The following is a 12,141-nucleotide window of genomic DNA, read 5'->3' as shown; positions in this document are numbered from 1 at the left end:
TTTCGCTATTCGGATCGAATAACTTATCCAATATTAAAAGCTAATTTGATTGGCGTGAAAGTAAGATACTAATTATGAAAAATATAAATTACTCTTGTAGTAATTGCGGGAAGAGTGCAATCAAATTAATTTTTTCTTTGTTGCTTTGCTTAGTATATTCAAACAGTTCTCATGCCAGCTGGCCCCCTGGTGAATTCTCTATCAGTGACGGTCCTGAAAGTTTGGATGGTAATTTCACGATAACAATTGACTCAGTAAGTATTGATAATTGCGTGACCATTCCCATCATTTGTCGCGTAGATGCTTATAGATTTAGAGAAAGAGTAAATGGGGGCGAGTGGACGGTTTTAAGATCCGAGCAGTCAGGTGGTTGGGGGTCAAATTTACTGTCCGAATCTATTTCAATAGATCTTCAGCGTGAAAATGGAACATATGATTATGAACTTTTGGTCACTATTCATTATGCGAATGATGCTGGTTGGTCGGATACTCATGATTTTCTGAAAGTTAAAACCATTATCGTAGATAAGCCGGAAAGGCCATCCAAGCCAAACAATCTCAAAAAGTCCGGCCAAGATGATGCGTACGACGGAAGCTACCAAGTAAACTGGAATACACCCACAAGTGGAGATTTCGACTACTTTTTAGTTCAGGAAAAAAAAGACCAAGGAAACTGGTGTTTTAATCAAAAAGGCAGCATCCACGGTTACTGCTACGCGCAAAAAGGTACAGACCCCAGTTATTCGGTCAACGACAGAGAGGCAGGATCCAGTTATTCATATCGCGTATTCGCCTGTAACGCGCTCGAGTGCAGTGATGAGCACAAATCCTCAGAGATTTTAACGGTCGACGTTCAAGTTCCTCCCACGCCGAGCTTTTCCTGGCTGACACCGGCGGATGGCGCCACGATTCGTTACCAGCAAAACCAAACTCTGAGAATTGGAAATAATGGCAGCCAGGGCGTTTCCTCTGTCAGCTTTTACCGGCGAGTAAGCGGTAGCGACCAACCCCTCAATCTTCCTGTCAACTACGACAATGCCTGTGACTGTTGGAACGCTAACTGGACGGCCGCGCCGCTCGGCAATGTCGAACTTGTTGCAAAAATGGAAAATCAGTGGGGCAACGCCACCACGCGCTCTATTGATGTCAACGTCGCGGAAAACCAGTTGCCGATCGTGTCGCTGCCGGCCCTCCCAGCCACGATCGATCAATTTGAAACTCTGAATCTGCAGGCATCTGCGAGTGACCCGGACGGATCCATTCAATGGGTAAAGATTTTCGTCAATACGGAGGTTGCCCATCTCACCAGCTCGCCCTACCAGTATGAATGGACGGCAAACAATGCCGGTCAATACACCATCTATGCACAGGCGATGGATAACGAAGGTGGCCTCAAAACCTCGGCGCAACAGACGGTAACCGTTAATCCCGCGCTACCGCCAAATCCACCGACTCAGGTGTTGATCGACGACCTACCCGCGCCGTTTCCGGTAAATACTACGGGTTATTACACCGTTTCGTGGCTGGAGGTCGAGGGTGCCACCAATGGGTATGTACTGGAGGAGCGCGAAGCGGGAGTCAGTGGTGACGCTTGCCCTGAACAATTCGATGATGCGTCGGATTACTGTGCGTTCAGCGTGAGCGGCTTATCCTGGTTGCGTCCCAACCAATCTCATGGTCGCTATGACTACCGGGTAAGAGCGTGTAATGAATCGGGTTGTGGCGACCCCAGCACGGTATTCCCAGTGACGGTGGAAACGATCGTGCCGCAGGCGCCGCAAAACCTGCGTGCAAGCGCGGAGCATGAAGCCTACGACTTTACCGGTAGCTATACCTTGCGGTGGGATGCGGTTGAGAGCTTCCCGCAACCGCTCAATTACAAACTCGAAGAAAAAATTGGCGGCCTGGATTCCGGATTCGATTGGGTCTCATTGTCTCACAGTGGTCTCGAAACGGAGTTTGACATTCAGAACAAGGCACCGGGTAGTTACAGCTATCGGGTTACCGCATGCAATAACAAAGGCTGCAACGAAACCGCGGAAATCATCACCGTCAATGTGCTGCAACCTATCGTGGTGGACGCATCGCCGGGGTGCAACAAGAGTTGCCTGCGGCTCGCTGGCGGCGGCGTGGATCCGGGTACACTCATTACTTTGACCGATCGTCGCAACGGCAATCAGCAGACCTTGACCGGCGGTGAAATTATCTGGACAGCGCCGGTGCGTGAAGGCGCCGAGCAGGATCCGACCACCTATGCGCAACTGACACTCAACGGTGCGATGTCTGAAGCTCTCTTCGCCGAGGGTGTGCATGTCGCCATGGAAAATGCCAATGGTGCCCGCGCGGGTATCGATGCCTACGGCAGTGACACAGTGGAACGCATCAGCCAGATTGATTCCGCACCTGCGGTCGGCGCGGATGGCACGATCTACGTAGGCTCGGGTAATAACGTCTACGCGCTGAATCCTGAGGACGGCTCCATCGTTTCTGGATGGCCGTTTGCTACCGGCGATCTGATCAAAGCGACGCCCGTGATCGACTCTGTGAACGGCAACATCTATGTAGGCTCCCTGGACGACAAGCTCTACGCCTTGAATCCTCTCGGGCTGAAACAGTGGCACATGACGACGGGGGGCGACCTGCTGGCGTCAGCCGTTCTGGACGAGAACCGCATTATTTATCAGGGTTCGATGGACGGCGTGCTTTACGCCGTGCAGGCGCAGAACGGTGCGGTCCAGTGGACCTATCCCGCTGGGGCGGGCATTGCCGAAACGCCGGTACTGGCTGGTAACGGCACTCTGTATTTCACCACCGTCGCCAGCAGCCAGGTCTATGCGCTTGGTCGTGGGGATCTCGGGCCGGACCAACTCGTGTGGGAGAGTGCCGATGACTCTCTGCTGCGCGAGAAACTCGACGATGAAAATTGGCAGCCCAATGAAAGCCAATTCCCGCAATATCAAACCGTCGCGCGGCTGTATCGCCTATTGTTGCAACCGCCACTCAACCTCTCGCGCGATGTCCTTACATTCTGGACCTACGCGCTGGTCAAAGGCGCGAATCCACAGGAAGTGGCGATTGCCTTCCTGCAGTCCGACACCGGCAAGGTGAACTTCCCTTCCGTGCAGTCACTGACCAACGAAGGCTTTATCGACAAGCTTTACGCACGCGCCTTCCCCGGGCTGGCTCAACCAGCGCTTACCTACGCCGGGCAAACCTATACACGAAACGGCTTGGTCGATGCCATGACGGGTGGCATGACGCGCGCGCAAGTAGCTGTACTCTTCTCGCAGTCGGTGGAATACGTCGGAGCCACAAACGTCTCCCTGCGCCGCAGTTTTGATTACTTCTATACCCAGGATTACAGCTGGGCAGTATTCAGTTGCGATGAGGGTGATGAGTACACCCGCGACTGCGACGGGGATGGCCTGCCGGACTTTTGGGAAATCCAGTTCTTCGGTAGCACCGATACAGAAAGCGGCGATACCGATGCGGATGGCGATGGTGTCAGCAACCAGGAAGCCTTCCTGGCCAATCTCGATCCCTGCGCAAACCTGTGCAGCTACGGTGTCACCGTTAAAGCGCCTGATCCCGCGCCGATGCCCACCGTGGATACGGGGGAGATCGACATTTCCGGCCAGATCGGCAGCCTGCCCGGTGAATTCCGGGTGAGCGAATCCGGCGCGGCCACCTATCAGATACCGCTGAGCCTGCCCGCTGGTACGGCGGGTGTAGCGCCACAACTTTCCATCAACTATTCCAGCCAGAGCGGCAATGGGCTTTTGGGCCACGGCTGGGCGTTGAGCGGATTATCCGCGATCACGCGCTGCCGCCAGACCCTCGGTCAGGACGGTCAGGCCCGCCCAATCACGTGGAGTGGTGAAGATCGCTTCTGCCTCGATGGCCAGCGTCTGCTCGTGGTCGAGGGCGAATACGGCGCGGTGGGCAGCCTCTACCGCACGGAGATAGACAGCTTTGCGCTGATCCAGCTGCGCAACAACCAGAGCGGCATGTACTTTACCGTTGAGCGCAAGGACGGCTCCATCAGCTACTTTGGCGTCACCGAGGATGCCAAACAAACAACGGGCCAGGGCACGCTCACCTGGGCGATCAACAGGTTCGAGGACAGCGCCCGCAACCGCATCGAATTTATTTATCAGAATGGCGGCGGCCACAAGATTGGCGAAATCCGCTATGCCTATGAGAACGCGGAGGGAGACAGGGACAGCGATTACGCCGCCTCCGTGGTATTCGAGTATCAGAACCGCGCGGACGCCATCGGCGGTTATCTCGCCGGGGAATACCTGGAAACCACGCAACGTCTCCAGAATATATTGGTATACAACGATTCAACGGAGGTGCGCCGCTACGAGCTCGGCTATAAAAATTATCCCGCGGACAATCTGAGTCGCCTGGAGCGCATACGACAATGTGTAGGCGGCCTCTGTCAGTCGGATACGCTGTTCGATTGGCGCCTGCCCCTGCCTGGAAGTTTTAGTGCTGCCGCGAGTAGTACGGTTACCTTAAGTACGCAGGCGGATCGCACCGCGGTCGGTACCCGCCCGGCGGACATCAACGGCGACGGTCGTATGGATCTTGTCTGGCTGGAGCCGGACTGGTATGACGATGGCTCGGGTGAAATCGCGTTCCAGACCTTTAAGTATGTTCTGGCGAAGGAAACTGGATTTGGTACTGAGCGCACCGTCTATCGTGAGTCGGACAACACCTATCGCCCCTACGAGTGGCAGATGATCGACTACAACGGCGATGGCCGCGCCGATCTCGTGGCTTACCTGGAAGACAAAGGCTACTGGGGATTGGTGTTGTCTGAACCGGACGCACAGGGCAACTGGAGCCTGTCCGGGCATCCACAACCGCTCAGTGAGCTGACGGAGCGCAGCGCCAAATTCACGGACATCAACGGCGACGGCCTGGTGGACTACCTGACCCACAACCACTATCGCCTGATGAAGCCCATCGGCTCGCCGGGTAGCAACCGCTATTACGGCTTTGGTCAAAGCCGCGAAGCGGTACTCGACGTAGACTGGGACGCGGTGCAGTGGAACAATCCGATGGGCGGCGAAGTTACCATGCGCAGCGCGCGGATTCAGAGCAGCGTTGCCCCCGCGGATTTCAACGGCGATGGCGTGGTAGATCCGATCGTCAGCCTCTCCATGTACTCGGATTGTTTACCGACCGTCGGTGGCGGCAGCTGCCAATATACCGGCGGCATGATGGTGATGGCCTCTACGGGTGCCGTGGGTGAGTACGCGAATTACTTCTATCTCGGCAGCGGTCTCGGTGCGCCGGACACGGTAGATATCAACGGCGACGGCCTGCCCGACCTGGTGTATGTCAGAGGAGGAAACGGCTACTACCGTATGAACAACGGTGCCGGATTTGAAGACGAAGTCAGCGTCGGCAAGCTCGCCAAGCAGCGCCAGTACTTCGATTATGACAACGACGGCGACATCGATCTCGTCTGGCACGACAAAGATGACGCGCGCCTGAAGGTCAACCGTTGGAACAGCCACGATAAAAAATTCGGTACCGCCAATGTATTCCGCTCCACCAGTGGCGGGGACAATCAGTTGCATCTCTTTACGGATATGAATGGCGATGGCGTTGCCGATTATGTCCGTATTACCAGCGATCGGGCCTCGCTGTATCCCGCTACCGATTTCCGCGTACCGGTCAACGTGGTGGAAAAAATCACTAACGGCCTGGGTGCCGAGACAGACATCGCCTACGGATCTCTGACCCACAGCGGCCATTACACGCGGCGCGACATAAGCCCCACCACCGAACGGCGTTGCGAGTATGCGAAGTACGGCGATACCTATCCGGCACCGGACGATGGTGACTACAGCCCCTGGTGCCGCGATTATGCGGTAGCGGATTTGGCCGATTACTACGGTTACCTGAATGACCCCTGGGAGGGAAGTGAGGAGTACCATCGCCTGGGCAAATTGTCGCCCACGCTGGAACTGATGGGGCCAATGTATCTGGTCACCGGCGTGGAGAGCAGTGCGCCCACGTCTTCCAATGTCGATCCAGATGGCATCCAAGCCACCAGCAAAATCAGCTACTTCTACGCCCAGGCGAAGATCCAGGCCGGCGGCCGCGGTCTGCTCGGCTTTGAAGAGCTGCGTACCGTCGATGAGCAGACCGGCGTGGAAACCGCCACCACTTACCGGCAGGACTTCCCGTTCCAGGGCTATCCGGTCAGCACCGTGGTGAAAACCGCGGAGGGCAAAACGCTCAGTGAATCCGTCAATACCTGGAAGCTGAAAAAAGCTGACGGCAGCGCCTGGTCCGGCTGGGGCAGTGTTGCCATGGAAGACGGCAGCGCGCAACTCGGCCCGCTGCAACCCTGGCTCGAAACCAGCGTAGAAAAAACCTGGGCGCTGGAGAGCGCCGTGGGTGCCGAGCCGGTCAAAACGGTAACCACCGTGAACACCTTCGACCAGCATGGCAATGCGACGGACATTCTGGTCACCATGGAGGCCGCCGGCGATACCTTTGTCACCCACACCACCAGTACCTACGGTCAGGGTGAAAGCCTCAACTTTGCCAATACGGATCACCATCTCTCCGGCTACACGGAGCTTGGGCGCCTGACCAAAACTGTGGTGGTGCACGAGCGCACGGAAAACGGTGAAACCGATACCGAGACCCGCACCAGCGCATTCACCTACCACCAGAACGGCAACAAGGCGGGCCTGCTGGAAACCGAGACCATCGAGCCGGATGCCAAAGACGAAGAGGGCAACCCCGCCCCCAACCTGACGTTGACTACCCGCTACGATTACGACGGCTACGGCAACAAGATACTGGTAGAACAACGTGCGGGCGATGTCGCGGAAGTCCGCACCAGCCGCTGGGTTTACCAGGGCAACACCGGCCGCTATGTTGAACGGGAGATAAACGCCTACAGCCAGATCGTAAGCACGGTGACCGCGCGCAACGAACTCGGGCTGCCCACCGCCGTCATGGATATCGTCGGCAACGAAAGCCAGATCCGCTACGACGCCTTCGGCCGCAAGGTGTTGGAATACAGCCCCACCGGTGCTCACAGCATCACCCTGCTGGCGGCGCCGTCCAGCCACTGCCCCGCGGGCAGTGCATATCAGCAAACCGTGCGCTCCGCCGGTGGCGGTGAATCCTTCACCTGCTTCGATGTGCTGGCGCGCACCACCCGCAGCGCCACCCGTGGCTTCGACGGTAACTGGGTATTCGCCGATACCGAATACGACAAACTCGGTCGCGTATACCGCAAATCCGAACCCTACAGTGGAACCGCCGGCAGCGCTCAGTACTGGACGGTAATGTCCTACGACATTCTCGGCCGCGTCGTCGGCACCGACCTGCCCGGCACCGTCAGCAACAACGGCACCGGTTACGATGTGCATATGGCCTACAACGGCTACACCACCGTGACCACCAACCCGGAAGGCCACACCAAAACCGAGGTCAAGAACGCCAAGGGTGAGCTCACCCTGGTCACGGATCACCTCGGTGGCGAGATCAGCTATCGCTACGATGCCCAGGGCAACCTCCGCTTCGTCAGCCGTACCGCCGCCGACAGCAGCCTGAACCCGGTTACGGAAATGCGCTACGACCTCCTCGGGCGCAAGATCTGGATGCAGGATCCTGATAAGGGCGGCTGGGATGGTAAACACTGGGAGTATCGCTATAACGGCTTTGGCGAATTGGTGTGGCAGCAAGATGCTAAGGATCAACAGGTGGTCAACCAGTATGACAACCTGGGGCGGCAGACACTGCGCATCGACTACGATGCCGACGGCAATATAGAAGGTGAAACCGTCTGGACCTTCAACAACAGCGCTGCCACGCAGGACGACATCCCGCCGGGTGCGCTGTCTGGTGTGATTGACCTTGAATCCGGCTATGCCCAGATCCCCGGCTACGATCAGCTCGGCCGCCAGAGCCTGTTGCTTACAAGCCTGGCCGAGGGTGATGACCACTGGACCAGAACCACCTACGACCAGTACGGTCGCGTGCTCCAGCAGTTCGACGCCGCCGGTGATGGCACCTGGCGCTCCAACGCCACGGAAAACGAGTACAACCAGTACGGGTATTTGGTCGCCGTGCAGGATGCGGAAAACATCAACCAGGCCAGCGCGGAAACCTACTACACCGTGCTCGCCATGGACGAGCGCGGCAACGTCACCGAATCCCGCCAGGGCAACGGTGTAGTCACTACCCGCGAGTACAACCCCGCCACCGGCCGCCTGGAACACCAGACCGCCTCCATTCTCGGCATCACCCAGATCCAGGATCTCACCTACCAGTGGGACAACCTCGGCAATCTGGACTGGCGCAAAGACCAGAGCGGCGGCAAGGACCTGTTCGAAGACTTCGAATACGACGGCCTCAACCGTCTGAAGCGCGCCCAGGTTACCGGCAGAACCGCGCAGGTGCTGGACTACGACGGCTTTGGCAATATCACCCACAAATCCGACGTGGGGGACTATTACTACGCGGACGACAACGAATGTGATCAGGTCGCCGGCCCTCACGCCCTGTGTGCCACCGTGGATGACATGGGAGAAGCCACCCAGTACAGCTACGACGCCAACGGCAACATGATCAGCGGCGGTGGCCGAAGCCTGCACTACAGCACCTTCGACAAACCGCTGCGCATCGAAAAAGACGGCCACACCACCGAGTTCCAGTACGGGCCGGATCGCAGCCGCTACCTGAGAGTGGACATCGACAGCAGCAATAAACGCACCGAAACCCGCTACCTCGGCAATGTGGAAAAGATCACCAACCCGGATGGTTCCAAAACCCTCAAGCGCTACCTGCCTGGCGGCGCCGTGGTCACCATCACCGGCGGTGAGCGCCAAAACCGCTACCTGCACAAGGACCACCTGGGCTCGGTGGATGTCATCACCGATGCCAGCGGCAGCGTGGTGCAGGCCATGTCGTTCGACGCCTGGGGCCAGCGCCGCAACGCCCAGAGCTGGGAAGCGTTGATCGCTTCGGAGCTCACCGGCTTCAACAGCGACATCACCACCCGCGGCTACACCGGCCATGAAATGCTGGATCAGGTGGGGCTGATCCATATGAACGGGCGGATATACGATGCGAGACTGGGGCGGTTCCTGCAGGCGGATCCATTCGTACAGGCTGCTTCCGACACGCAGATGTACAACCGCTACAGCTACGTGCGGAACAACCCATTGAATGCGACGGATCCGAGTGGGTACTTCATCTTTACCCTGGCCGCCGCCGTTTATCTGGCGGCAAACACCGTGACCTGGTATGTCGCCGGACTGATCATGGGTGTCGCCGGCTTCCTGGATGCTCTATCTCAGGGGGCCAGCTTCAAAGACGCGCTTAAAGCCGGGTTTATCCAGGGGGTATCGGCCGCGGCCTTTGCCGGAATTGGACAGGCATCGGGCAATTACTTCGGTTTGGATTTTGGCAGTGTGCCTATCAAGGTGGCGGCCTCCGGTGTTGTCGGCGGTATCACCAGCGTGCTTCAGGGTGGCAAATTCGGTCACGGCTTTGTGAGCGCTGGTATTGGCGCCGCAGTTGGCGCAAGTAAAGGACTCAAGTTGCAGTCCGGAGGTGGCTGGGCCAATGCAGGCCGTGCCGCGGTGCGGATTACGATTGCGGGTACGGTTTCCCGGGCTACTGGTGGTAAGTTCGGGAATGCGGCGGCTTATGCGGCGTTTGCGGTGGCTGTTGAAGCAAGTTCACTGGGTGGATCGCAGGGAACTACAGATGGGCCTGAGTCAAAAGTTTTGGGTGATACTTCTAATTCTGGAGAGAGTACAGAAATTTACGATGGCAAAGTGAGGGTTTCAAAATGGGGGAGTGATGATGCTACCTTAAGTAAGGCAGAGCTTGAGGCTGTTAAGGCCAGCTTGAATGATATCTTCACGAATGGTGGGGAAGGTGGAAAAGCATTGTACGACGCCCTTTCTGCTGAGAAACCCTTGGATATTTATGTTAATGATATCGGTGAAAATTTTGGTCAACTTAACGGTTTTAAATTAACTGTTGATATCAATAATAAAATTGAATTTTTGGATCAGAATACGCAAAAAATTGTAAATATGAGTTTATCCCGTAAATTGGCGCATGAAATGGGGCATTCCGTATTTGGGTACAAAGATATCGGTATGCCAATGGAAATTTTCGGGAGAACTAAATACACATATCCTGTAGTTAGATTCACAGATGGGATTATGAGTGGAATAAACGGAACAGTCAGGGGCACTTACTGTAATCCTTACTTCGAAGGTTGTTCGCAATGAGAAAGTTCAGAAATTTCTTGGCATTTCCACTTTTTGGTCTATTTTCCTGCTCAATATATAGTTTTCAGGAGAATATCGTACCGCCTGGTGTGAGGTTGGCAAAAACATCTAATTGTGGTGAAGAGGTTCGAAGTGATGATGGGGTTTTATTGCCGATTTTAAAAAATCCAGTTAAGTACCCTGAATTTTTGGCGGCAGAAAACGAAGAAATATTTTGGGTGATAATTAAGTTTGATGTTGGTGTGGACGCTGCACCAAAAAATATCTCTGTGGTAGGTGAATTTCCGAAAAAATTGAAAAATTATTTCAAAGAAGAATTTTCTATGTGGCGTTTCCCACCTTGCAATTCAAATGGTGTTGTCTCTGAAATTTTGGATGAGCAAGTTCTACTGAGAGTTTCAAGATAAAAGAAGTAGAAAAGGCTCAGATCTCGGTGCGCTGAGCGAAGGGCCCAAGTCTAGGCGTAACAGTATTCAGGTCTTAACTGCGTGAGGAGCTCCCACGTCACTGGCTGGGCCGCGCAGACGCCAGACTATGTCGGCTTCGGTAATATCACCCATAAATCCGACGTGGGAGATTAATACTATGCGGATGACAGGGAATGTGATCAGCGGCGGTGGCGGAAGCCTGAACTACTGCACCTTCGACAAACCGCTGCGAAGCAAAGGAGCAAAGCGGTCAGGTCTAGACATAACAGTATTTCGACATGACTTGGTGGCGCGTTCAGCCACCTAACGGCGGTACAGGACGGGGAAAACATCAACCAGGCCAGCGCGGAAACCTACTACACCGTGCTTGCCATGGACGAGCGCGGCAACGTCACCGAATCCCGCCAGGGCAACGGTGTAGTCACTACCCGCGAGTACAACCCCGCCACCGGCCGCCTGGAACACCAGACCGCCTCCATTCTCGGCATCACCCAGATCCAGGATCTCACCTACCAGTGGGACAACCTCGGCAATCTGGACTGGCGCAAAGACCAGAGCGGCGGCAAGGACCTGTTCGAAGACTTTGAATACGACGGCCTCAACCGTCTGAAGCGCGCCCAGGTTACCGGCAGAACCGCGCAGACGCTGGACTACGATGGCTTTGGCAATATCACCCACAAATCGGACATGGGGATTTCCGCCTGGCGGATGACAACCAGTGCCATTGATTTTCTGTCGCCAGTATCCTGTATCCTTCTCGCAAATCAACTTGAGCGAACTACAGGATTTTTCTTTGTTTGAGAGCAATAAACCCGCCCTGATAGTCATCGATGTACAGCAGGCAATCGATCATTTTTCGCAGGGTACTCGAAACAACCCAGATGCGGAGCGGGTCATTGCCAATCTGCTGGTTTGCTGGCGCGGTGCGGGGTTGCCTGTTGTGCACGTGCGCCATGGTTCGAAGTATCCGAACTCGCCATATCACCCGGATTCACCGTATTTCGCCTTCAAAGCAGAAGTTATGCCGGCGCCCGGGGAGAAGATATTCACCAAGTCAGAGAATTGTGCGTTTATCGGTACCACGTTGGAGAGTTGGCTAAACGATCAAGACATTACCGAAATGGTGGTGTGCGGTGTACTGACCAACAACTCGGTGGACGCCACGGTGCGAGTCGCAGCGGGGCTGGGTTACAGTATTTTCTTACCGAAAGATGCTGCGGCGGCATTTTCGCTAAAGCGCCTGGATGGGAAGGTTGTTGCCGCTGAAGATGTGCACTGGATTTTCTTAAGCAATCTTGACGGTGAATATTGTCGGGTTTGCTCTGCGGAAGACTTGATTCGCTATGTCGATACAAGCGGGAAGCGTTGTTGACCCAAAGGCTGGAATTCACCCCAAGCCGTTTTCGCCGAAATAAAACAGCCCG

At 55.6% G+C, this 12,141-nt stretch carries 4 protein-coding genes; all 4 read left to right on the top strand.

Annotated features, from left to right (window positions below):
* Window positions 1-1,103 precede the first annotated feature (1,103 nt).
* The 4 genes from C3938_RS07585 (at window position 1,104) to C3938_RS07575 (ending at window position 12,089) form a co-directional block, all read left to right on the top strand.
* Window positions 1,104-10,289 carry an RHS repeat-associated core domain-containing protein gene (locus C3938_RS07585; RefSeq protein WP_158681600.1) on the top strand — a complete coding sequence of 3,062 codons (9,186 nt, stop codon included), beginning with the start codon at window positions 1,104-1,106 and terminating at the stop codon, window positions 10,287-10,289.
* Window positions 10,286-10,696, top strand: a complete 411-nt coding sequence (locus C3938_RS17805; RefSeq protein ID WP_158681599.1) for a hypothetical protein — start codon at window positions 10,286-10,288, stop codon at window positions 10,694-10,696. The genes C3938_RS07585 and C3938_RS17805 overlap by 4 nt, the downstream gene beginning before the upstream one ends.
* A gap of 384 nt (window positions 10,697-11,080) precedes the next feature.
* Window positions 11,081-11,518, top strand: coding sequence for an RHS repeat domain-containing protein (locus C3938_RS07580; RefSeq protein ID WP_158681598.1), 438 nt, complete (start codon window positions 11,081-11,083; stop codon window positions 11,516-11,518).
* On the top strand, window positions 11,487-12,089 hold the full coding sequence (locus C3938_RS07575) for a cysteine hydrolase family protein (RefSeq protein ID WP_199775509.1): 603 nt from the start codon (window positions 11,487-11,489) through the stop codon (window positions 12,087-12,089). Before C3938_RS07580 ends, C3938_RS07575 begins: the two co-directional genes overlap by 32 nt.
* Window positions 12,090-12,141 lie beyond the last annotated feature (52 nt).

Source organism: Microbulbifer pacificus, assembly GCF_002959965.1.
GTDB classification, from domain to species: Bacteria; Pseudomonadota; Gammaproteobacteria; order Pseudomonadales; family Cellvibrionaceae; genus Microbulbifer; species Microbulbifer pacificus_A.
The sequence above is the reverse complement of the archived record's forward strand: the minus strand, read 5'-3'. Positions and strand labels throughout refer to the sequence as shown.

Bases quoted from the DNA above. Each gene is read 5' to 3' on its own strand.
- C3938_RS07585 (WP_158681600.1), top strand. From the start codon at position 1,104: ATGGAAAATCAGTGGGGCAACGCCACCACGCGCTCTATTGATGTCAAC.
- C3938_RS17805 (WP_158681599.1), top strand. From the start codon at position 10,286: ATGAGAAAGTTCAGAAATTTCTTGGCATTTCCACTTTTTGGTCTATTT.